General features: G+C 36.2%; 18 protein-coding genes. All 18 read left to right on the top strand.

Annotated elements, in window-relative coordinates; translation table 11 throughout:
• The first annotated feature begins 3 nt into the window (after window positions 1-3).
• Window positions 4-1,413 carry an L-fucose/L-arabinose isomerase family protein gene (locus M0214_RS09940; protein ID WP_248722414.1) on the top strand — a complete coding sequence of 470 codons (1,410 nt, stop codon included), beginning with the start codon at window positions 4-6 and terminating at the stop codon, window positions 1,411-1,413.
• Window positions 1,414-1,505: 92 nt separating this feature from the next.
• A complete protein-coding gene (locus M0214_RS09945; protein ID WP_248722415.1) occupies window positions 1,506-3,902 on the top strand; it encodes a glycoside hydrolase family 3 N-terminal domain-containing protein in 2,397 nt (798 codons plus the stop codon).
• 133 nt (window positions 3,903-4,035) lie between these two features.
• Window positions 4,036-5,466, top strand: coding sequence for a sulfatase (locus M0214_RS09950; RefSeq protein WP_248722416.1), 1,431 nt, complete (start codon window positions 4,036-4,038; stop codon window positions 5,464-5,466).
• Between the two features lie 228 nt (window positions 5,467-5,694).
• Window positions 5,695-6,111, top strand: coding sequence for a hypothetical protein (locus tag M0214_RS09955; protein WP_248722417.1), 417 nt, complete (start codon window positions 5,695-5,697; stop codon window positions 6,109-6,111).
• Between the two features lie 47 nt (window positions 6,112-6,158).
• A complete protein-coding gene (locus M0214_RS15335; protein ID WP_371873557.1) occupies window positions 6,159-6,242 on the top strand; it encodes an alpha-L-rhamnosidase N-terminal domain-containing protein in 84 nt (27 codons plus the stop codon).
• Window positions 6,242-6,424, top strand: coding sequence for an alpha-L-rhamnosidase N-terminal domain-containing protein (locus M0214_RS15290; protein ID WP_256467964.1), 183 nt, complete (start codon window positions 6,242-6,244; stop codon window positions 6,422-6,424). Before M0214_RS15335 ends, M0214_RS15290 begins: the two co-directional genes overlap by 1 nt.
• Before the next feature lie 32 nt (window positions 6,425-6,456).
• Window positions 6,457-6,798, top strand: coding sequence for a hypothetical protein (locus M0214_RS09965; protein ID WP_248722418.1), 342 nt, complete (start codon window positions 6,457-6,459; stop codon window positions 6,796-6,798).
• Between the two features lie 130 nt (window positions 6,799-6,928).
• On the top strand, window positions 6,929-9,310 hold the full coding sequence (locus M0214_RS09970) for an alpha-L-rhamnosidase C-terminal domain-containing protein (RefSeq protein WP_248722419.1): 2,382 nt from the start codon (window positions 6,929-6,931) through the stop codon (window positions 9,308-9,310).
• Window positions 9,311-9,373: 63 nt separating this feature from the next.
• Window positions 9,374-10,033, top strand: coding sequence for a hypothetical protein (locus M0214_RS09975; protein ID WP_248722420.1), 660 nt, complete (start codon window positions 9,374-9,376; stop codon window positions 10,031-10,033).
• Between the two features lie 28 nt (window positions 10,034-10,061).
• A complete protein-coding gene (locus tag M0214_RS09980; protein WP_248722421.1) occupies window positions 10,062-11,432 on the top strand; it encodes a BNR-4 repeat-containing protein in 1,371 nt (456 codons plus the stop codon).
• A 27-nt stretch (window positions 11,433-11,459) separates the two neighbouring features.
• Window positions 11,460-13,850, top strand: coding sequence for an alpha-L-rhamnosidase C-terminal domain-containing protein (locus tag M0214_RS09985; RefSeq protein WP_248722422.1), 2,391 nt, complete (start codon window positions 11,460-11,462; stop codon window positions 13,848-13,850).
• A 12-nt stretch (window positions 13,851-13,862) separates the two neighbouring features.
• Window positions 13,863-15,170: a BNR-4 repeat-containing protein gene (locus tag M0214_RS09990; RefSeq protein WP_248722423.1), complete on the top strand. Its 1,308-nt coding sequence runs from the start codon at window positions 13,863-13,865 to the stop codon at window positions 15,168-15,170.
• Window positions 15,171-15,180: 10 nt separating this feature from the next.
• Complete coding sequence (locus tag M0214_RS09995; RefSeq protein ID WP_248722424.1) at window positions 15,181-15,885, top strand: DUF1080 domain-containing protein; 705 nt, start codon at window positions 15,181-15,183, stop codon at window positions 15,883-15,885.
• A gap of 1 nt (window position 15,886) precedes the next feature.
• Entirely contained in the window at window positions 15,887-17,884 is a 1,998-nt protein-coding gene (locus M0214_RS10000) for a heparinase II/III family protein (RefSeq protein ID WP_248722425.1), read from the top strand.
• Complete coding sequence (locus M0214_RS10005) at window positions 17,881-19,431, top strand: sulfatase (RefSeq protein ID WP_248722426.1); 1,551 nt, start codon at window positions 17,881-17,883, stop codon at window positions 19,429-19,431. The genes M0214_RS10000 and M0214_RS10005 overlap by 4 nt, the downstream gene beginning before the upstream one ends.
• A gap of 3 nt (window positions 19,432-19,434) precedes the next feature.
• A complete protein-coding gene (locus tag M0214_RS10010; protein WP_248722427.1) occupies window positions 19,435-20,523 on the top strand; it encodes a PKD domain-containing protein in 1,089 nt (362 codons plus the stop codon).
• Between the two features lie 12 nt (window positions 20,524-20,535).
• On the top strand, window positions 20,536-22,323 hold the full coding sequence (locus tag M0214_RS10015; protein ID WP_248722428.1) for an amidohydrolase: 1,788 nt from the start codon (window positions 20,536-20,538) through the stop codon (window positions 22,321-22,323).
• 36 nt (window positions 22,324-22,359) lie between these two features.
• The gene (locus tag M0214_RS10020) at window positions 22,360-23,526 is read left to right on the top strand and encodes a glycoside hydrolase family 76 protein (protein WP_248722429.1); all 1,167 of its coding nucleotides are present in this window, start codon (window positions 22,360-22,362) and stop codon (window positions 23,524-23,526) included.
• The last annotated feature ends 18 nt before the right edge of the window (window positions 23,527-23,544 follow it).

Below are 23,544 nucleotides of genomic sequence, written 5' to 3' on the forward strand. Positions count from 1 at the left end.
CAGATGAAAGTAGGATTATTTGGTATCGGTTTAGATACGTATTGGCCCCAGTTCGAAGGTTTATTAGAACGATTGGAAGGCTATCAGCAACAAATTGCAGATAAAATGGAAGGCTTTGGTGCCGAGGTGATAAATGTTGGTTTGGTAGATGCGCCTCAAGTGGCTCGAGATAAAGCTGAAATTCTAAAAAAGGAAGATGTTGATATCTTGTTTTTATATGTGTCTACGTATGCATTATCCTCAACTGTGTTGCCCGTAGTTCAAAAGTTAAAATGTCCAACTATTATTTTGAATATTCAACCTGTGGCTGCGATTGATTACGAGAGTTTTAATAAACTTGGAGACCGAGGCACCATGACAGGTGAATGGCTTGCGCATTGTCAGGCGTGTTCGGTACCGGAGTTGGCTAATGTGTTTAACCGCTCGGGAATAGATTATGAATTTGTTACGGGATATTTAGACGAGCAAGCGGTTTGGGACGACATTCAAGATTGGATTGATGCTGCCAAAGTTGCTAAAGTTATGGCGAATAATCGCTTGGGTGTTTTAGGGCATTATTACTGTGGCATGTTAGATGTTTACGCAGATTTAACTAAACAATCGGCTGCTTTTGGTACCCACATTGAAATTGTAGAAATGTGTGAAGTTAAAAAATACCGCGATGCTGTTACCGAGCAAGAGATTGAAGAAAAAATCACTGAATTTAGAAGTGCCTTCGAAGTCATTGATGCCTGTGAACAATCTGAATTAGTGCGTGCCGCAAAAACCTCCATAGCTCTAGATAAATTGGTTGAAAACCATAAACTGGGTTCTATGGCTTATTACTATGAAGGCGAAACGGCTAACGACTACGAAAATATAGTTACTTCTGTCATCGCAGGTAACACGCTTCTAACAGGAAAAAATGTTCCTGTGGCTGGTGAGTATGAAGTTAAAAATGCTCAAGCTATGAAAATCATGGATGCCTTTGGCGTTGGTGGGTCGTTCTCAGAATTTTATGCAATGGATTTTAATGATGATATTGTGATGCTTGGACACGATGGTCCAGCGCATTTTGCCATTGCCGAAGGTAGAGTACAGTTAGTACCATTACCCGTGTATCACGGCAAACCTGGAAAAGGCTTGTCTATCCAAATGACGGTGCAACATGGCCCAGTGACCTTATTGTCAGTTGTAGAAGGTAAAGACGATGTGTTTTTGTTAGTTGCAGAGGGTGAATCGGTTGAAGGGCCAGTGCTTCATATTGGTAATACTAACAGCCGTTACCGTTTTTCTATTGGTGCACGAGCTTTTATGAACGAATGGTCTAAACAAGGCCCATCGCATCATTGTGCTATTGGTGTGGGGCATATTGCAAATAAGATTGAGAAATTAGGAAACTTGTTAAATTTACGAGTAGTTCGTATTTGTTAATAGAGACCCTTATTCTGGGTTAAATCATATCAAATGAGCTCCCGAAGTATTAAAGCAATTTCAATTTTAAGTTGAAAGAAATTAAAAATAAAATGAAACAAAAACTTTTTACCATAAGCTACTTACTGCTGTTGTTTTCAACACTAAGTATAGCGCAGACAAATTCTAAAATTTACAAAGAAGGGTGGAATGATTTGAACAAAAATGGGAAAATGGATGTCTACGAAAATCCGAATGCACCTATAGATAAACGTGTAGAAGACTTATTGTCTCAAATGACATTAGATGAAAAAACCTGTCAGTTCGGAACTATTTATGGGTACAAAAGAGTCATTAAAGACATACATCCTACAGAAGATTGGAAAAAACGTATTTGGAAAGATGGTGCAGGTAACTTAGACGAGCACATGAATGGACGAGGAGGCATAAAGCCTTATCTCGGTTTTAAAGAACACGCTGAGTTAATGAATGAAATTCAAGCGTGGTTTTTAGAAGAAACACGGTTGGGGATTCCAGTTGATTTTACCTGTGAAGGTATTCGTGGTGTCGGGTATATCAATGCATCTAATTTCCCAAATCAAACGGGAATTGGTGCCACTTGGGATTTGGATTTGGTAAGACGAGTGGGCGAGGTAACAGGAAAAGAAGGTAAAGCTGTAGGGTATACCAATGTGTATTCTCCAATACTAGATGTAAGTAGAGACCCAAGATGGGGACGCGCTGTAGAGTGCTATGGAGAAGATCCCTTTTTAGTGGGCGAGATGGGAAAAGCCCAAGTGAATGGTATTCAGTCGGCAGGAATGGCTGCAACAGCAAAGCACTTTGCGGCTTATAGCGCACCTGCTGGTGGGCGTGATGGTCGCTGCCGTACCGATCCACAAGTGCCTTTTCGTGACATGCACGAATTGTTGCTCGCCCCTTTCCGCAAGGTGTTCACTGAAACCGATATAATGGGAACCATGAGCTCATTGAATAGTTATGATGGAGTTCCGGTTACAGGAAGTCATTATTTTTTAACCGAACTGTTGAGAAATCAATACGGCTTTAAAGGGTATGTCGTATCCGATAGTGGAGCTGATTTCTGGATGTTCACCCGACATAAAACATCACCATCGGTGGTCGATGCTATTGCAACGGCCTACAATGCAGGACTTAATGTACGTACTGATTTTAAATCTATGGAAGATTTGGTACAACCCTTGCGTGATGCTTTAGAACAAGGTAAAGTAACAGAAGAGACTTTGAATTCCAGAGTCTCAGACGTTTTAAGAGTAAAATTTAAACTCGGCCTTTTTGATACCCCTTTTGTGGATGCCGATAAAGCTAACGCAATCGTGCATAATGAAGAACACGAGGGGATAACCCTAGAAGCGGCTAGAAAAGCGATTGTTCTTGTTAAGAACGAAGACAAGGCTTTACCCTTGGATGCAAAACAAATAAAAACATTATTGGTTACCGGGCCAAATGCCAATCATAAAGGGCCAATGATTAGTAAATATGGACCAGGCCAATCTAAAGTAATCACTCCTTTTAGAGGAATTAAGGCCTTTTTAGGAGATCAGGTAAATGTGTTGTATGCCGAAGGCTGTAAGCATATCGATGCGATGTTTCCCAAATCGGATGTAATGCCTACGGAGCCTAATGAAGAGGAATGGGCACAACTGAATGAAGCTAAAGAAAAAGCCAAGCAAGCCGATGCTATTGTAGTGGTGGTGGGCGATGATCATTTTACAACTGGCGAAGCGCACTCAAGAACGTCGCTTAATTTACCTGGGCATCAACGCTTATTGATTCAGGAAATGGTAAAATCAGGTAAGCCTGTTACTGTAGTTCTTATGATTGGTCGAGCGGCTTCTATAAACTGGACCGATGAAAATGTTCCCGGAATAATTGTAAGTTGGTTTGGTGGCGAGAAAGTGGGACAGGCTGTTGTCGAAACCTTATTTGGTGATTATAACCCAGGAGGAAAATTACCTGTTACTTTTCCCCGCACCGTGGGACAATTACCTATGGCATTTCCTTACCGCGTTTTAGCTTGGGGCGGACAAAGTAGAAAAAATGATCCTAACGGATGGGGACAAACGCGCTTAGTTGATCCGCTTTATCATTTTGGGCACGGCTTGAGTTATACCTCTTTTGAATATGATGATTTGAACATAAGTCCTGAAAACCCTTCTGTTACTGATACCATAACCATTAGTTGTACTGTAAAAAACACAGGAAATCGTGATGGCGATGAGGTAGTACAGTTATATCTTAGAGACCAAATTGCATCTGTGTCTCCGTTTGACCAATTGCTACGTGGTTTTGAACGCTTATCATTGAAAAAAGGAGCGTCTCGTAAGGTTACATTTACTATCAATCCTAAGCGCGATTTAGAAATGTTAGGATTAGATAATACTTGGATTGTTGAACCGGGAGTATTCAATGTTCATGTAGGGACTTCTTCCGCAGATATTAAACTCAAGGGAGCGTTTACCTTACGTTAAAGTATTCTATACAAATGATTATAGTTGTTACTATGTCTTGATTGCAACTAGAATATTTGTGAATTAAATAAAGGCAAGAGCTTCATGGCGCAATAGACATAGTAATATTTAAAAAAAAATAAAACATAACATAATGAAAATTAAAAAAAACATACCATTTTTTTGTGCGCTGTTTTCCTTGTTCCTAATAACAGGATGTCAAAAAAAACAAGTTAACCAAAAACCTAATGTGCTGCTCATTTGTGTGGATGACCTGCGTCCTGAATTGAAAAGCTTTGGAGCAGATTATATTCACTCGCCAAATATTGATGCTTTAGCCGCAGTAGGTGTTGCATTTCAAAATCATTATGTTAATGCTCCAAGTTGCGGGCCATCACGATATACTTTATTGACAGGTCATTACGGACCAGCTGGTAATAATGCACTTTTTCTTCGGGCAAAAAAAATGAATGAAGGCGCTGAAGAAATTGATAAAAGCATGCCCGAGTGGTTTAAAAGTAATGGTTACACGACGGTTTCTGTAGGTAAAGTATCACACCATCCTGGAGGTCGAGGAGGCAAAAATTGGAATGACAGCACAAAAATTGAAATGCCAAATGCTTGGGATAAACACCTAATGCCGGTAGCCGAATGGGAACATCCTCGTGGCATGATGCACGGATTAGCCCATGGCGAGATTCGGGAGAAAGCAGGTAATATGGACGTTTTTCAATCCGTGGAAGGCGATGATTATACCTATCCAGATGGCGCAATTGCCGATGAAGCTTTAAAACAATTACGAGAGCTTACTAGTACAAACGAGAAACCGTTTTTTCTTGCCGTTGGTATTATCAAACCGCACCTGCCTTTTGGGGCGCCAAAATCTTACTATGATAATTATGAAGGTGTTGCGTTGCCAGAAATAAGCCATCCTGAAAGACCACATGGAAAAACCACATGGCACGGGTCTGGCGAGTTCAAGAAATACAATAGCTGGGGTAAAAATCCTAATAAAGATGCTGCTTTTGCTGACGATGTACGCCGTCATTATGCGGCATGTGTGAGTTATGCCGATGCCCAAGTAGGCAAAGTACTGGCAGAATTAATACGGACAGGAGCAGATAAGAATACGATTGTTATGTTGTGGGGAGACCACGGGTGGCACCTAGGAGAACATGCTATTTGGGGAAAACATAGTCTGTTCGAGGAGTCCTTACATGCACCTCTTATAATACATTATCCTGGCATGAAGAATAAAGGTGCTAACACCAATGCCATTGTTGAAACAGTTGATATTTTTCCAACCTTATGTGATTTAGCGGGTATTGAAACGCCTAATTATGCGAAAGGGGAATCAGTTAAAGAGATTTTAGTAGATCCTGATATGATTGGCCACACTGCGGTAGCATACACTAGTAAAGCTTCAACCATCAGAACATCAACGCACAGGATGACACTTCATAAAGATGGATTTGTGGAATTATATGATCATACCTCTGCAGAAAAAGAAACCAAGAATATTGCTGATGAAAACCCAGAATTAGTTGAGGAGTTAAAGAAAAAGTTAAATAACAAAATGTATTGATTTTGTAAATAAACTTTTTACAAAGTATAGCATAGTAATTTATAACCTCTAGGAAATATTTTACTAAACTAAAGCTAGTGAATATCAATGTCAATAAAGAAGTATCTATGAATTCTTTAAATAAAGCTATAATATTCCTAATTATTTTAATAATACCCTGCGCTCTATTTTCGCAAATTATTCCTTACGATTTAAAATTGGAGTAAAGAGAAAATCCAGAAGGCTTAGATGTCAAAAAAACCGCGTTTTTTCTGGAAATTAAAATCAAACGAAGCTGGGCAGTATCAAAAAAGTTACCAATTGATTGTATCTACTTCAAAAGAATATATTAAAAAAAATATTGGTGATGTTTACAATTCTAAAAAAGTAAGAAGTGACGAAACTACACAAATAGTCTACAAGGGCAAGCCTTTGCAACCAGCAAGCGAGTATTACTGGAAAGTAAGGGTTTGGGATAAAAATAATATCCCAAGTTGGAGTAAAACCGTAACATTTTCAACGGGTTTATTTTCGGTAACCGAATTTCAACTGCCAAGTTATTTTGGCGCACATTTAAACATGTTTGAACAGTACCATTTTTTTGATGACAAAAAACACGATCCTGCACCACTTTTACGTAAAGGTTTCGATGTACAAAAAAGGTAAAACGTGCCAAGGCATACATAAGTGGTATTGGGTATTAAGAGTTTTACATCAATAGTAAAAAGATAGGGAATTCCGTTTTAGATCCGGGTTGGACAGATTATAGAAAAACCATTTTATACGCCACACACTAATTACCAACGACGTAAAAAATGGCGCTAACGTAGCAGGAGTGATGTTAGGGCGTGGCTTTTACGGTATGATGGCTTACGACCACAGGGGATATTATAAAAAAATGGATGGATTGATTGGTCAGCCAAAATTAATGTGTCGTATAAAGGTAGACTATGAAGATGGCACTTCAAAAGACATTTAAGTGATTTAAGTTGGAAAGTTACAGGAGGGCCTGTGGTGTACGATGGTCCAGCACATTTCGCTATTGCCGAAGGCAGAGTACAGCTAGTGCATTTACCCGTATATCACGGCAAACCAGGAAAAGGTTTATCCATCCAAATGACCGTACAACATGGTCCAGTGACGTTGTTATCGGTAGTAGAAGGTAAAGACGATGTATTTTTATTAGTCGCAGAAGGCGAATCGGTTGAAGGGCCAGTGCTTCATATTGGTAATACTAACAGTCGTTACCGTTTTTCTATTGGCGCACGAGCTTTTATGAACGAATGGTCTAAACAAGGTCCATCGCATCATTGTGCTATTGGTGTGGGGCATATTGCAAATAAGCTTGAGTAAACCTAAGAGTAGTCAAAATTTGCTAAATTTTTTTACGGTTACTCATGACATTACAGGACAATTAAAATGCAAACTTTGGTTAATTTTCCGTCTTAAACCGAAAAAAAGCATTTAATACAGATAATCAGTAATGTCAACAAAATCTAAATCAATTCAATTGCTACAAAATGCAGTAGTTTTTTTATTCGTAATTCTAAGTAATTCAGCTTTTGCCACCAACCCTAATTGGAAAAACGCCCAATGGATTTGGCAAGAAGATGATAGTCCTGCTAATACTTGGATGAGTTTTAGAAAAACAATAGAACTCAATGAAATACCAGAAGAAGTTGAAGCTTACATCTCAGTAGATAGTAAATTTTGGCTTTGGGTTAATGGCGAAATGGTAATTTTCGAAGGTGGTTTATCCAGAGGGCCAAGTCAAGCTGGAGCGTGGAATCGTAAAGAAAAAATTACACCAGCCAACTCTTGGTATGAAACGTTAAACATTCAACCTTATTTAAAAAAAGGAAAAAACACCATAGCTATTTTGGTGTGGTTTTGGGGGCGTGAAACCCACAAAGGCACTCACATTGACAGTGGAAAAGGCGGTTTGTTATTCTCTTCAGAAATAGGAAATCAACACTTAGTTTCTGATAGCAGCTGGAAAGTATTACAACATACAGGTTATGACAATACCATAGCGCCAGCAAGTAAGTCTTTAGTGCAATATTCTGTAAAATTTGATGCTAGAGAAGCTTTAAATGATTGGACAGATAAAGCTTGGTATAGTAAAAATTTTAACGATGCTAATTGGGCAAACGCTTCAGAAAAAGGTCAATTAGGTGTTGCACCTTGGTATAATATTGAAAAGAATATTGTACCTCATTTAATCAATCATGGTTTACAGAATTATGCAAATCATGAGGAATTGAAATTCCCGTTTGTTAGTGAAGGCACAACCATCATAGCGAGATTGCCGTTCAATAAGCAAGTAACACCATATCTGGAAATTGAAGCAAAAGCAGGCGATAGTATTTTTATTACTACAGATAACAATAGAAATAAAATCAACGCTATTTATATTGCCAAAGACGGACTTCAAAAGTTTGAAAGTTACTCATGGTTTAATGGTCATGAAGTGCAATATACCATTCCTGCAGGCGTAAAAATAAAGGCGTTAAAATACAGATGGATGAGTGTTGGCGAAATGGCGGGTAGTTTTAAGATAGACGATCCATTTTACAACCGTTTGTGGGATATGGGTAATAATACGCTTTTTGTTTGTGCTCGCGATAATTTTATGGATTGTCCAGATCGAGAACGTGCTTTGTGGATTGGCGATGTTGCAGACCAAACTGGTTATTTGTTTTATGCCATGGACGATGCTGGACGTCAGCTCTTAAAAAAAGCTATTTTACAGACGGTATATTTTAGTCAGGATGATGTTATTGGCGCTTTAGGCCCATTGCGTGTTCGTGAGTTGGTTTGCCAGAGTTTACAATTTATTTCGCAAGTGGTTTGGCCTTATTATTTGAATACAGGAGATAAAGAAACCCTTGAAATTGCGTATCCCTATTTATTTAGGTATTTGGATTTATTTCCTATGAAGGAAAACGGATTTCCAGAATACAGAAAAGGTAAAAGTCCAGATTCTTGGAACTGGCTCGATTGGGGTGTAAAAGGTACCATAGACCAAGAACCAATACAAATGGCATTTTACTACCTAGCGTTAAGAGAAGCAAAAAAAATGGCAGAAATTTTAGGGAAAGAAGACCATATACAATGGTACGATAAACGCATGACTTCCATGAAATCGGCTTACGAAAATGAGTTTTGGAAAGACGGTTTTTACAGTACAAATCCAGAAAAATTTAAAGATGATAGGGCCAATGCTATAGCCATTGTTTCTGGTATTGCTAGTCCAGAATATTACAATCAGATTGTTGATAATGTGTTGTTGCCAAATCGTTTTTCTAGTCCACATTTTGAATGGATGGCAGAGGAGGCCATGTTTATAGCAGGTAGACCAAAAGCTTCTTTACAACGTATGAAGGAAATGTACCAAAGCCAAGTAGATAAAACTTCAATTTCAACACTTTATGAAAAATTCGGAAATAAAGGTAGTTACAATCATGCTTGGAACGGTTCTAACACCATTTTATCAAAATATGTAGCAGGTGTCAAACCTACTAAAGTAGCTTGGAGTGAATTTCAAATTATGCCAACATTGGTACATTTCAAAAATATTGAAAAAACCATTCCAACTGTTAAAGGTGATATTGATATTGAAATAAATAAAACAGATAAGTCATATCAGTTAAATTTGGAATCGCCTAAAGAGACTATGGCAATTATTGGGGTTCCAAAATCTGAAAAACAAGTTGTTTCTGTTAAAATAAATGGTAAATCTATTTGGGAGAACGGAAAGTCAAAAAAGAAAATTCCAGGATTAAGTTATGTAGGTGAAGATGATCAATTTTTGAAATTTAAAGTGTCATCTGGTGCATGGCATTTGAATGCCGAATACAAATAATTACAACAACTTAACAAAGTATATAATGCAAACCGTTGCATGTAATCACAATAATTTTTAAATATGACAAAGTATATCGCTTTTATATTAGTGGCGCTGTCATGCCTCCTTGTACAGGCACAAAAAATGACGCCTACCGATTTGAATGCATGGACTTTCTGGGGCCAAGGCAGCAAACAAGTCATGAAAAACAATATGTTTTTTATGAAAGAAGACCCATTAAAAAGTAGTGGTGTCATGATTGTAAGTCCGAAAAGTTACTCCAATAAAGTAACCATAAAATACGATGTTATGACGCTTACACCAGCGTCTGTTTTAGTTGCAATGATGTCAGTTTCAGATATGGGTGATTCCAATAATATTTCCCTACCTCACGATTATGACGGCGCTATGGGGCTTTGGATACATGATAAAGAAAGTTATTTCTATGCGTTTAGAAATGCACCTCATAACAAGACGCCGTTCATTAGAAAATATCCAGCAATTAAAGGTGAATCACCAGATTTAGTGTCACTAGATAAAAATATCATGCACCCTGGAATTTTTTATAGTATAGAAATTGGGCAAGATGAAAATCAAATTTGGTTAAAGGTTGATGGCGAAACTATTTTAAAAACAACAGACAAGAATGCATTAACTGGAGGGCATGTTGCTTTTCGTATAAGAGGAACAGCTGGAGAATACGCAGCTTGTTTAATTCGTAACCTTGAAATACAAGAGTAAAATAGTCTTTAAACTATTTAATAAATCGATGAAATTTTATTATTCAATTTTTCTACTGCTATTTATCATAAATCATGTGTCTTGTCAATCAGAACAAGAACATGTAGATTATTTAGCGAACAATGCCTTTGGTAATCCTATAGTTGGTAATGCTGGGGAGTATTATAAAGGAATAACTTATATCACGTATCAAGGCGAAAAAGAAGACCCTTATGTGGCTGCTTATGACCATAAAAGCAAGAAGTGGATGGGACCTTACAAAGCAGGAACAAGCGTCTTAGGTAAAACTAATTCAAAAAAGATTGATAACCATGGGAGACCAACTTTAGTTGTTGATAATGAAGGCTATATTCACGTGGCTTTTGGTGGTCATGGGGGTACTAGGGCATTAGGTGAAAATACATTAGGTAACTATAATGGTGGTAAACAGATTCATGTAAAGTCTAAAAAACCAATGGATATCAGTGGTTGGGAGGAGGTAGACAATGTTTCGCCTTTTGGAACTTACAGCCAATTTTTAAAAATGGCAAATGGAGATATCTATTTGTTTTATCGTCATGGAGCGCATCGTAGTAATTGGGTATATCAGGTATCTAAAGATAATGGTCTTACATTTTCTCCAGAGGTTTCATTTTTAAAAGCGAAACCAGTTTTAGATGATTCAAAGACACCCAATGCATGGGATTCTTGGTATGTCGATTTAAAGGTAGGAACCGATAATGAAATTCTAGTATCATACAATTATCATTTATGTAGAAATATAAATAATGTACACATTGGTGAAAGACATCATTGTTATTATATGGTGTTTGATACAGTTAAAAATGAATGGAGGAACGTAAAAGGAAACATCCTAAAAATCCCTTTAACAAAAGAATACGCTGATAATATGACCTTAGCCGTAAACACTGGCGATAGATGGAATCATTTAGGTAAAGTTGGTTTAAAACACTATGGATATCCACATATTAGCTGGTATGAAGGTGATGATAATGGTTCAAGACATGGAGGGCCTAAGCAATTAACAAGCTACCAATGGAATGGTGAAAAATGGATTGGTGGTAACACAAATTTACCTGAAGAGGCTCGTGGAGAAATGCAGATTGATAAAAATAATATTGTAAACTATTTGTTAAGTTCTAATGATAAAACTATGGGCGAAATTGCGTGGTGGAAAAGTGATACTAGTTTACGTGATTTTAAGAAAACCGATTTGTTTTATACTAAAGAAGGAAGCAAATTTTTGTTATCAAAATTTATAAGAAATGCACATAAAGATGCGAGCATTATTGCCACCCAAAAAATAAAAGGTACCAATTATTCTAAAGTTTATCTTTTGGGAGAAAATGGCCCTGTTACCAGAATAAAAAACGAGGCAGAAATTTTAATGTTAGATTAATTCTAACCTAAAATCTAAAGAAAATAGATGTTAAAAAAGATATTGACGATTATTAAAGCTGAATTTAAAAAAAGTATCATCATTTTGGTATTGATTTTACTCACTTCAATTTCTGCAGCTGCAAATTCAAATAGCTGGGGTAAAGCCCAATGGATTTGGCAAGAAGAAGCAGGCCCCGCCAATACTTGGGTGGCCTTTAGAAAAGAATTCAACCTTAAAGACATTCCTGAAAACGCATTGGCAAATATTGCTGTAGATACTAAATACTGGCTTTGGGTTAATGGGGAGATGGTCCTTTTTGAAGGCGGTTTAGCTCGAGGAGCTGCACCAGATACCAATTATTATGATGAGGTCAATTTAAAATCATATCTAAAGGAAGGCAAAAATACCATTGCTATTTTAGTATGGTATTGGGGTAGAACGCGAAAAGTACATGACGATAGTGGTAAAGGCGGTTTGTTATTTTATGCCGATTTAGGAAAACAAGTTTTAGAATCTAATACAACTTGGAAAATGAAAGTACACCCTGCTTACGATTCTAAAAGTGGCGGTGGCGGCGGTAGTGCCAATCGTGTTAATGCTTACAATGTAAAGTTTGATGCCAGAAAAGCTTTGGGAGATTGGTCTAACCAAGCTTGGTACACGAGTAATTATGATGATAAGGATTGGAACAAACCCATCGTAAAGGGTATTGCAAATAGTAAACCTTGGGGAACTTTAGTAAAAAGAGCCATTCCACAGTGGAATAATAGAGGTTTGGTAGACTACGTGTCTCTCACACTAAAATCGAATAAAGAGAAGGTTGATTTACCTTTTAAGAACACAACAGATTCTTTACTAATAATTCGTGCCAAATTACCTTTCAACCAGCAAATAACGCCCTATTCAAAAGTGAATAGTAACGCTGGTAAAACTATTGTAGCAGATATGGACAATCACTTCAACATGCTAAAGGGAACTTACATTACTAAAGATGGTGTACAGGAATTTGAAAGTTATTCTTGGATTAATGGTCATTTTGTGGAATATTCAATTCCTGCAGGAGTAGAGGTGCTAGAACTAAAATACAGATGGACTGGAGTGGGTGAAATGACTGGTCATTTTGAATGTAGTGACCCTTATTTTTCCAGACTTTGGTGGATGGCAAGAAATACACTTTACGTTTGTGCGAGAGATGGTTTTATGGACTGTCCAGATAGGGAACGTGGCTTATGGATTGGTGATGTGGCAGACCAAACAGGAGCTATTTTTTATTCACTTGATGATGCAGGAAGACTACTCTTAAAAAAAGGAATTGACAATACCATTTCCTACAGAAAAGGAGACACTATTCAAGGGTTAGCGCCTGGCTTTGGTGCTTACCGTGGAAAAAGTAGTGAACTAACAGGACAAAGTTTACAATACATAGATCAAGGGATTTGGCAGTACTACTACAATACAGGAGATAAAGCCACGCTTGAAAATGCTTATCCAGCCGTTTTCAATTATTTAAAGTTATGGGATATGCAAGAAAATGGTTTGCCAAAACACAGAAAAGGCTATGCAAATTGGGTAGATTGGGGTATCGATACAGACCCAGTAGCAACAAATGTGGTGTTGTATTTTATGGCCTTAAAGTCAGCTAAAAAAATGGCAATAGCACTTGGGAAAACTAAAGATCTTGCTTGGTATGATACACGCATTACAAGCATCAAAGCCAATTTTGAAAAAGAATATTGGCAAGGTAATCGTTATGGGTCTAAAAATAAAGTCATAGAAGAACGTGTAAGTGCCTTAGCAATTCTAAGTGGATTGGCTAAACAAGAGCATTACAATACTTTAGTTGATAGTGTTTTAGTACCAATCAGAAAATCGAGTCCGCATATGGAGTGGATAGCAGAAGAAGCCATAATGTTAACTGGTCAATATGACAAGGGTTTAGAACGCATGAAAGTGCGTTATAAAGAACAGGTTAATAAGGAATGGTTAACCACTTTGTATGAAAAATACCTTCCTAAACTGAGAGGAACATACAATCATGCTTGGAATGCGCCAAATTATGTATTGTCTAGATACATTGCAGGTATAAAAGCAACAAGTGTTGCTTGGGAAACCTTTGAGGTAAACCCCAACTTTGCACACTTAACAACAGTTAAACAAATTGTTCCTTCTGTGAAAGGAGATATCATTTTAGAGGCTAAAAAAACAGAACAGAAATATCAAGTAAGTTTCAACACGCCAGCAAACACCAGAGCCACAGTTTACATTCCTAAAGAAGACAAAGTAATTTCAAAAATTTTGGTAAATGGTAAAGAAATCTGGAAAAAAGGAAAATTTAAAAAGAAATTAAAAGATATTGAACTAGCAAGTGAAGATGACAATTTTATTTGCTTTAAAGTTGAAGCTGGAAACTGGAATTTTAATACAGAATATCAATAAAACAAAAACAAAATGCAAAATACACTAAAACACCAATTTTTCTTACTTGTATTCGTATTCATCTGCATACAATCAATAGGGCAGTCTAAAGAAGGATACCTTACCAAAGATGGTGCTTGGTGTTGGTTTTCAGATCCAAGAGCAATTCTAGTAGATAATACAATTTATACAGGATGGGTTAAAACGAATGGTACAGTAGAAGCTGGAGTTTTCGACTTGAACACAAAAAAAATACAATTAAGCGACTTGTATTATAAACTTGAAAGAGACGATCATAATAATCCCGCTTTTACGGTTACAAATTCTGGTGATATTATTGCTGTGTACACAAGACATGCAAAGAGAGATTTTTTTATCAACAGGTTAAAAGATTATAGGAGTAATACTATTTTTTCAGGTGCTAATTTACTGTATCCAGTAAGCAACGAAGAGCTTAATAAATATCCTTTAAATCATGTTACTTATGCCAATCCTTATCGTTTGAAAAATGAAAACAATAGAATTTATTGTTTTGGACGATGGACAGGTTATAAGCCCAATGTAATGTGGTCTGATGATGATGGGCATAATTGGACAAAAAGTAAGGTTTTTATCACTAATTTTCCTTTTGATAAAGATAATAGACCGTATGTAAAATACCATTCAGATGGAGAATCTAAAATTCATATTATGTTTACAGATGGGCATCCTAGAAACGAACCTACCAATTCAGTGTATTACGCATATTATGAAAATGGGGCATTTTACAAAGCCAATGGAGAACAGATTTGTTCCTTAAAAGATATTCCATTTGAGCCAAAAGATGCTTCTAAAGTATATACTTCTAATCAAAAAGAAGGTCGTGCTTGGATTGCAGATATTGCTCAAGATGGAAATGGAAATCCAGTATTGTTGTATACCAAAAGCCCTACTGAAGAAAATCATGAATATTGGTATGCAAAATACACAGAAGAAGGTTGGATAAATAAAAAAATGTGTGATTCAGGAAAATGGTTTCCCAAGACGGAAGCAGGAAAAGTAGAAAAAGAACCCCATTATTTTGGTGGTTTATCATTGCACCCAGATAACACAAATGTTGTGTACCTTTCTAGACAAATAAAAGGTGTTTTTGAAATTGAACGTTGGGAAACCAATAACAATGGTAAAAGTTGGGAAAAAGAAGCGATAACAAAAAACTCTACCTTAGATAATGTTCGCCCATATCTTCCTAGAGGTTTATCAAAAAGTGCTCCTGAAGTGGTTTTATGGATGGAAAATCAAAATTATATCTTTTACAGAAACTACAAAGCATCTATAAAATATTGGATTAAAGAAAATTAAATAATTTTTTATGAGAACAAAACAACAATTTTTCATTCTGTTCAGTACTATTTTAATTAGTTTGGGAACTCTAGCACAGAACAATCAAAATAATAAAAAACAGCTGCTAAATACCGATAAAGAGCCAAAACTGAAAGGTAGAAAATTCAAATCTTTGTTTGATGGAAAAACCTTGAATGGTTGGTCAACCCAACAAGGTACTATGAAATTTGAGGTCATTAATGGAGAAATTGTTGGGACTTGTAGTGCAGGGCCAAGTACTTTTTTATGTACTGATAAAGAGTATACTGATTTTATTTTTACTTGTGAAATGAAATGGGAAGTTGATGGAAATTCGGGTGTTCAAATTCGTTCTCGAATCCGAAAAGACCCTAATAGAAATACTGTAATTGGTCCACAAGCAGAAATGGAAGATTTGGCAAAAAAAGGACGTGGTTGGTCAGGCGGTATCTACGGTCAAAATTGTGGAGGTTGGTTTTATCCACTTAAAGCGCCTGAACATAAACCGTTAAAGGATACTATTGATAGAAGTGGCTGGAACAGATTGACCATTAAAGTAGAAGGGAATGTTTTTAAAACATGGGTAAACGGAATTCCTGCTGCACATTGGATTGATGAAGAGAATGAGTTCCCCACCGGTTTTATTGGACTGCAAGTTCATGGAGGAAAACAAGGCGTTATCCATTGGAGAAACTTAAAAATCAGAGAACTTTAAAATGAATCTAAGTTGTTCTACAGGAAATAAACAAATGTTTTTAGGTGAAAAGACTAAAGCTAAATCAATGAATACATCATTGATTTTGTTGTTTTTAATATTTTTTTCAATTCATTACTCTACATCAGCACAACGTAATTTTTTAGCAACATCTTATACTCAAGAGGAGCTTAAAGAAATGCTGGTTATGAATCAAAAGTGGGTAGAGTATCCAGATTATAACAATCGAGAAGCCTGGAACAATTTGTTAGGAAATCATAAAGTAAGTTTGATTGAAAAGGGAGAAGAATACCTAGATTACGAATGGCAAGTAGTTAAAGCAACCGATTACCTAGATTACTCCAGAACGGGCAATCGTCAAACCATGCAAGACCCCTATTTTGATAATCAAGATGCGATTGGCACTTTAATTTTAGCCGAATTAGCAGAAGGGAAAGGACGTTTTTTAGACCAAATTATCGATGGTGTTTTTATGAATTGCGAGATGACCTCTTGGGTGTTATCGGCACATTTTAAAATTTCAGCCAAGGAAGTTAAAAACCATTTCCCCGATATAAACGAAAACTTAATTGGATTGTATTCTTCGCAAACCGGAGCTTTGTTATCTTGGGCACATTATTTTTTTAAAAATGAATTTGATAAGGTCAATCCACTTATTGCAGAGCGTATTCAATTTGAAGTAAAAAAGCGCATTTTAGAGCCTTACATGGATATGAACTATTGGTGGACAGCACTTCCTCCTTATGCCAAAAACAAACCAAAAGTAAACAACTGGAATCCTTGGTGTAATGCCAATGTGCTACAATGTTTTATGTTGATGGAAAACGATAAAGAGAAATTGGCTGAAGCCGTATATCGTTCCATGCAGTCTATAGACATGTTTATCAACGAAGATAAAGATGGAGCTTGCGACGAGGGTCCTGGGTATTGGGGTGTTGCCGCAGGAAAAATGTTCGATTATTTGGATTTGTTGGAAAAATTGACCTCTGGGAAGGTTTCTATTTTTGACAAACCCGAACTAAAAGCAATGGCAGAATATGTTTATCGCGCCAATGTTGGTAAAGGTTGGGTAGTTAATTTTTCAGATGCGTCAGCAAAAGCAAAAGGAAATCCGTATTTTATTTATGCTTTTGGAAAAGCAGTTGCAAGTCAAGATATGATGAATTTTGCAGCTTACCTAAAGAAACAAAACCCAGAAACGACGATAGCTTACAAAAGAGATATAGATAGGGCCTTGAGAAGTGCAACCATTTCCAAAGCATTAGAAAGTATAACACCTGTTTTTAAAGTCCCTGAGTATTCTTGGTATCCGAAAACAGAATACTGTTTTATGAGTAATAAAGAAGAAGGGCTTTTTATAGCAGCTAAAGGCGGGTACAATCTCGAAAATCATAACCACAATGATGTTGGGTCATTTATGTTTTATGTAAATGCAACCCCTATGTTTATAGATACAGGAGTTGGTCCTTATACTGCCAAAACCTTTGGGCCAGACCGCTATTCCATTTGGACCATGCAAAGTAACTACCACAATGTGCCATTAATCAATGGAGTTGCACAAAGTCCAGGAGCAATTTTCAAAGCCACCAACACACATTTTAATAAAAACAAAAAGACATTTACTACCGATATTTCTAAAGCATATCCAGAAAGTGCTGAGGTTACGTCATGGATACGTAACTATCAACTAAAAAAAGATGGGCTAACTATAAATGATAAATTTTCATTATCGGAAACACTAGCTCCAAATCAATTAAACTTCATGACATGGGGTAAAGTTAACATAGATAATCCTGGTAAAGTTTCAATTCAAATTGATGAAGAAAAAGTAGAGTTATTTTATGATGAACAAGAATTCTCTGTAGCTTTAGAACCGATTGCTCTAAATGAAAAAAAGTTGAGTGGTGTTTGGGGAGCAACCATTTACAGGCTTTCTTTTACTGCAAAGTCATTACAAAAAGAAGGCGAATATACGTTTCAAATTAAAAAGACCAAATGAAAAAAATAATAGCTGTTTTAGTATTGAGTTTCATGTTTATTGTTGTTAAAGCACAAGAAACTGACAACAAAAAAATGAATGTGGTGTTTATTTTAGCCGATGATTTAGGTTGGGCAGATGTAACACTATATGGCAAAACAAAACTATACGAAACACCAAATTTAGAACGATTGGCTGCTCGTGGCATAATGTTTACTCGTGCATATGCTGCTAGTCCCTTATGTTCGCCAACAAGAGCCAGTATTTTAACTGGGCAAACACCCGCCAGAACAGGAATTACCTCACCTGCGGCACATCAACCTAAAGTAGAATTAAAAGCATCAGTACCTTCAAAAGCCGCTCCAGATTCTAAATCAGTTGCTTGCAAACCAGTAACACGATTGGATACCATTATTCCAACGCTTGGTAAATTACTAAAGGCTGATGGTTACAATACTGCTCATTTTGGGAAATGGCATTTGGGTAGAGAGCCCTACACACCTCTTCAGCATGGATTCCATGTAGATATCCCACATTGGCCAGGACCAGGTCCTGCTGGTAGTTTTGTTGCGCCTTGGAAATACCCAAATTTTAAGGCCAATTATGAAAATGAACATATTGAAGATAGAATGGCAGATGAAGCTATTAACTGGTTACGTTCTATAGATTTAAATGAGCCATTTTTCATGAATTATTGGCAATTTTCAGTACATGCCCCTTTTGATGCTAAAGAAAGTTTGATAAAATATTACCAAACTAAAATCGATTTCACAGACTTACAACATTCGCCAACCTACGCAGCTATGGTGCATTCTTTAGACCAAGCAGTTGGGCGACTTTTAGATGAAATAGACAGGTTAGGTATTAGTGATAGAACCGCCATAGTTTTCTTTAGTGATAATGGAGGAAACATGTATAATGGAATCCGAGAAACAACACAATCAGGAGAAGAATTTATTACAGAACCCACAAGCAATCGTCCTTTGCGAGGAGGTAAAGCCACTATTTATGAAGGAGGAACAAGAGTGCCTTGTATTGTGGCATGGCCAAAAATTACAGAAGCAGGAACAACATCAGATGTGATGATTCAATCAACGGATTTTTACCCAACAATATTGAATCAACTAGGAATCCAATTCCCTAAAAAACACAAAATTGATGGTGTAGATATTACAAAAGCATTACAGGGAGAAAACCAAGATAGAGGACCAATCATTACCTATTTTCCGCATCAACCAAAAATACCAAATTGGTTACCGCCATCAGTTTCTGTACATCAAGGCGATTGGAAACTCATTAGAGTATTTTATAACGGAAAAGATTTTGCACACCAATACTTCTTATATAACTTAAAACAAGATATCGGAGAGTTGCATAACCTTGCAGAAAAGCATCCAGAAAAAGTAAAACAACTAGATGCCATAATTGAAGCGCATCTACAAGATGCTAATGCTGTTTTACCCATTATAAATCCTACATTCGACCAAGAAAAATATCATCCTGAAACCGTAGGTATTCAAAAAGGTGGTTTACGGGTAGCTAAAAGAATTGATAGAACTAAAAATTAGGAAATGCGTATACTATTTTGTTTTGTGTTAGTGGTGGTTTTTGGTTTGGGTTTTATTACATGTAATGCCCAATCCAATCGAGATACGATTTACCCAATCTTTCAATTCCCACAACACAAAATGCCTCGAATAGATGGCGATTTTTCCGATTGGAATCTGGTTCCAGAAACCTATGCCATTGGCTTAGGCCAAATGAAGGAAGCTATCAATGGCAATGGCTTTAATCTGGATAAAAACGATTTAGATATTTCAGTTAAAGTAGGATGGGTAAAAAATTTGAACCGATTATATTTTTATGTTGAAGTTTTTGATGATTTCTGGGAATTTGAACAGCTTGATATTAGACAAGATATTTTTGAATTAGTAGTAGATGCCGATGTTTCTGGAGGCAATTTTATTAAAAAATGGAATGCCAACAAAAAACATATTCCTATTGAAGAATTACACTTTAGAGGTCATGGTGCACACGCACAAAACTACCACGTTTTTATACCTGCTGTAAATAAAGATTGGGCCATGGTTTGGGGTAATACGCCTTGGATTAAAGACTTTCCTTATGCCAACGCAGCCTATCTACATAATTTAAAACAGGGTAAATCAGGTACACTCAAAATGGAATTTTGGATTACACCATTCGATTATGCTGCTATTGAGGGTATCCATCGTTCCGCTGTTTCAACGCTCAAGGAAAATGAAATTATTGCTATGTCTTGGAGTATTATCGATTATGATAATGATAATAAAGAAAGAAAGGATTTTACAAGTCTTTCGCATAATATTAATATGATTCATGATGGCGATTTTATGAATGCGTTTAGATTAATGCCATTGATTGAGGAATTAGCACCAGGGCTTCAAGCCAATTGGTCTTTTGTTGAAGTGGATAGAGATAGACGTGTTTTCGCTTTTAAAGATGAATCTGTCGGTGATGTTAAAAAATGGACTTGGGATTTTGGGGATGGAACAACTTCCAATGAACAAAATCCGGTGCATCAATATAGTTCTGCCGACCATTGGACGGTGGTGCTTGCTGTTGAAAACAAAGATGGTAAATCTATACGCTCTAAAGTTTGGGATGTAGTTACAAAATAGATAGAATGTTTTATGACGATTAATTTAAAAGGATATATTTTTTTTCTTTCGTTTATGGCGCTTGTTGCATCCGCTTTGGGTCAAAACAATACTGCTCGAATAGATGCGCATATTCATTTGTACGATACGAATCGTGAAGGAAGTTATACATTCCTAAATAACAAGAAAAAAGAAGTTAAACCAGATTTATTTCGTCCGCATTTACAAAAAGAATTTTTAGAGGTAGCCAATTCATCAGGGTTTAACTACGCATATCTCGTTGAAGCAAGCGCTAGAAGAGAAGATAATTTTTGGTTGTCTAAAATAGCTAGCGAATCAAACCATATACTTGGGTTTACAGTAAACTTAAATCCTTTGGATACGAATTTTAAAAGTGATTTAGATTCCTTAAAAAAGAATCCAAAGTTTAGAGGTGTTCGTCCAAGATATAAAGGTTTAGATTTTTCAAATCCTGAAGTTTTAAAACAGTTAAAAGAATTAGACAAACGTAATTTAGTACTCGAAGTTAATGGGTTAAAACATGTAGCAATCATCGCTAAAAAACACCCAAACATGCATATTGTAATCAATCATTTTGGAGGTGGGAAATTAAAAGACGGCATATTGCAAAATGAAGAAAATTACAAAAAAGCACTTCAAGAAGTGGCTTCTTTTCCAAATGTATTTATGAAGATTTCTGCACTTCATACCCTTTCTGGGAAAAATAAAGCTCCAAAAAAACTAAAATATTACAACCCTTTATTAGATGCTAATCTTGAGGCTTTTGGTCCAAATAGAGTGTTGTTTGGTAGCAATTGGCCTTTATCAAGTTTACGAGGAAACTACAATAATGCAGTTCAAATTTTAGAAGCATATTGTAAATCTCGAAACGATTTGAGCGAAGAACAGTTGTTTTTTAATAATGTGAGGAAAGCTTATGGATTGATAAATCCTATCATTCCCACTTTTATGGAATTAAGCAATAATGAACTTCGTTTAAAATTAGATTTAACAAGAGGAGGAGCTATTGCTTATATCTCTAAATCAGATGTGGATAGAAATATTGTAAACGTTCACGACGAAGGCAGATACATTCAGCAATCGTATTATGGAGGTAAGATTATCAACAGACAAAGTGAAGGCCAAAAAAAAGCTTGGTCTCCTTGGTCTTGGAATCCTATTCAGGTTGGAGATTGTTATCGCAACCGAGCAGAAATTTTAGAATACAAGCAAGAAGGAAATACGCTGTATGTAAAATGTGTTCCTATGCTTTGGGATATGAAAAACAAAGCAGCAGAAGCCATTATGGAGCAATGGACAACTTTAGAAGGTAATGTCATTAAAGTTCAAAACAAATTGACTTGCCATAGGACAGATACCATTTATGGAGAAGGAAAAACGCACAACCAAGAGTTGCCAGCAGTGTATCCAATATCAGCCTTAAATAATTTGTATTCCTATTTTGGAGACAAGCCTTTCACAGGAGAACCAGTTAATAATCCAAAAGTAGTCAACCTACGAAGTGGTTTTTGGGGCAAATACAAAAACAATAAAGTTACAGAAAGTTGGATGGCATTTGTAAATGATGATTTATGGGGAATGGGAGTATATTCTCCAAAATGTACCAACTTTTTAGCGGGTATGGCTAAAGACCCAGGTTACGAAGCGCATGATAGTGCAACTTCGTATATGGCTCCAATTCATCCTGCAACATTGAATAAAAATACGGTGTATGAGTTTGATTATTACTTAATTGTAGGAGAATTGAATGACATTAGAAACGATATTTACGATTTAAAAAAATCAATAAAAACGGAATAAAAAACAAACAAAAGATAAAGATTGAAAACATATAAAATGAAGAAACTAATCATAGTATTTTCGATTATGGTAGGATTGAGTTCTTGTAAAAAAAACCAAGATTTTAATATCGATGCAGCCTTAAAAAAAGCTGAAAAACAATTTTCGGTGCTATTAGATTCATCCTATGCCGAAAATAAAATACCAAGGAGTCTTGATGAACATGGGGAAATAGATTGGGCAAAACGAAAAATGGATTGGACGCAAGGTTTTTTTCCAGGTGCTTGTTGGAAATTATATGAGCATACGCAAGATGCAAAATGGAAAGAAGGCGCACACCATTTTCAAAACCTTTTCGTCGATGCCAAAGATATTAACACAACCCACGATTTGGGCTTTATGTTTTATTGTTCTTTTGGTGAAGGTTATAAATTAACCAAAAATGAAGATTATAAAAGAGTGGTTATCGATGCCTCAGAATCATTAATTTCTCGCTATGATTCTATAGTGGCTTGTATTAAAAGTTGGGATTTTGGTAAAGATAGATGGACGTTTCCAGTAATTATAGACAACATGTTGAATTTAGAAATGCTATTTGAAGCTTCAATTTTAACAGGAGATGACAAGTATAAAAATATAGCTATTAATCACGCCAATACAACACTGAAAAATCATTTTAGAGATGATTATAGTACTTGGCACGTGGTAGATTACAATCCAGAAGATGGGTCTGTATTCAAAAAATTAACACATCAAGGTTTACATAACGAGAGCAGTTGGGCAAGAGGGCAATCTTGGGCGTTATATGGTTATACGATGTGTTATCGTTATACAAAAGACCCTAAATATTTAGAGCAAGCCAAAAATATTGCTGCATTCGTTAAATCAAATTTACCAGAAGATTTTGTGCCAATTTGGGATTTTGATGCAAAAGATGAAGCCATTATGCACAAAGACGCATCTGCTGCAGCTGTTTATACTTCTGCATATTTAGAATTATATGGCTACACCAAAAACGCAACATATAAAGAGTTGGCAGAAAATATTTTAAAGTCTTTAAGTTCTGATAACTATTTTTCTGAATATGGTAAAAATGGCGGATTTATATTAGAGCATAGCGTAGGTAATTTTCCTAGAAATGGCGAGATTGATGTGCCAATCAATTATGCAGATTACTATTATTTGGAAGCGCTTTTACGTTTAAAACATATTAATGAAGAATAAAATTGAAGGTATTAGAAT

Source organism: Seonamhaeicola sp. ML3 (genome assembly GCF_023273855.1).
GTDB lineage: Bacteria > Bacteroidota > Bacteroidia > Flavobacteriales > Flavobacteriaceae > Seonamhaeicola.

Coding starts and splice junctions, on each gene's coding strand:
- M0214_RS09940 (WP_248722414.1), top strand. CDS start 4: ATGAAAGTAGGATTATTTGGTATCGGTTTAGATACGTATTGGCCCCAG.
- M0214_RS09945 (WP_248722415.1), top strand. CDS start 1,506: ATGAAACAAAAACTTTTTACCATAAGCTACTTACTGCTGTTGTTTTCA.
- M0214_RS09950 (WP_248722416.1), top strand. CDS start 4,036: ATGAAAATTAAAAAAAACATACCATTTTTTTGTGCGCTGTTTTCCTTG.
- M0214_RS09955 (WP_248722417.1), top strand. CDS start 5,695: ATGTCAAAAAAACCGCGTTTTTTCTGGAAATTAAAATCAAACGAAGCT.
- M0214_RS09970 (WP_248722419.1), top strand. CDS start 6,929: ATGTCAACAAAATCTAAATCAATTCAATTGCTACAAAATGCAGTAGTT.
- M0214_RS09975 (WP_248722420.1), top strand. CDS start 9,374: ATGACAAAGTATATCGCTTTTATATTAGTGGCGCTGTCATGCCTCCTT.
- M0214_RS09980 (WP_248722421.1), top strand. CDS start 10,062: ATGAAATTTTATTATTCAATTTTTCTACTGCTATTTATCATAAATCAT.
- M0214_RS09985 (WP_248722422.1), top strand. CDS start 11,460: ATGTTAAAAAAGATATTGACGATTATTAAAGCTGAATTTAAAAAAAGT.
- M0214_RS09990 (WP_248722423.1), top strand. CDS start 13,863: ATGCAAAATACACTAAAACACCAATTTTTCTTACTTGTATTCGTATTC.
- M0214_RS09995 (WP_248722424.1), top strand. CDS start 15,181: ATGAGAACAAAACAACAATTTTTCATTCTGTTCAGTACTATTTTAATT.
- M0214_RS10000 (WP_248722425.1), top strand. CDS start 15,887: ATGAATCTAAGTTGTTCTACAGGAAATAAACAAATGTTTTTAGGTGAA.
- M0214_RS10005 (WP_248722426.1), top strand. CDS start 17,881: ATGAAAAAAATAATAGCTGTTTTAGTATTGAGTTTCATGTTTATTGTT.
- M0214_RS10010 (WP_248722427.1), top strand. CDS start 19,435: ATGCGTATACTATTTTGTTTTGTGTTAGTGGTGGTTTTTGGTTTGGGT.
- M0214_RS10015 (WP_248722428.1), top strand. CDS start 20,536: ATGACGATTAATTTAAAAGGATATATTTTTTTTCTTTCGTTTATGGCG.
- M0214_RS10020 (WP_248722429.1), top strand. CDS start 22,360: ATGAAGAAACTAATCATAGTATTTTCGATTATGGTAGGATTGAGTTCT.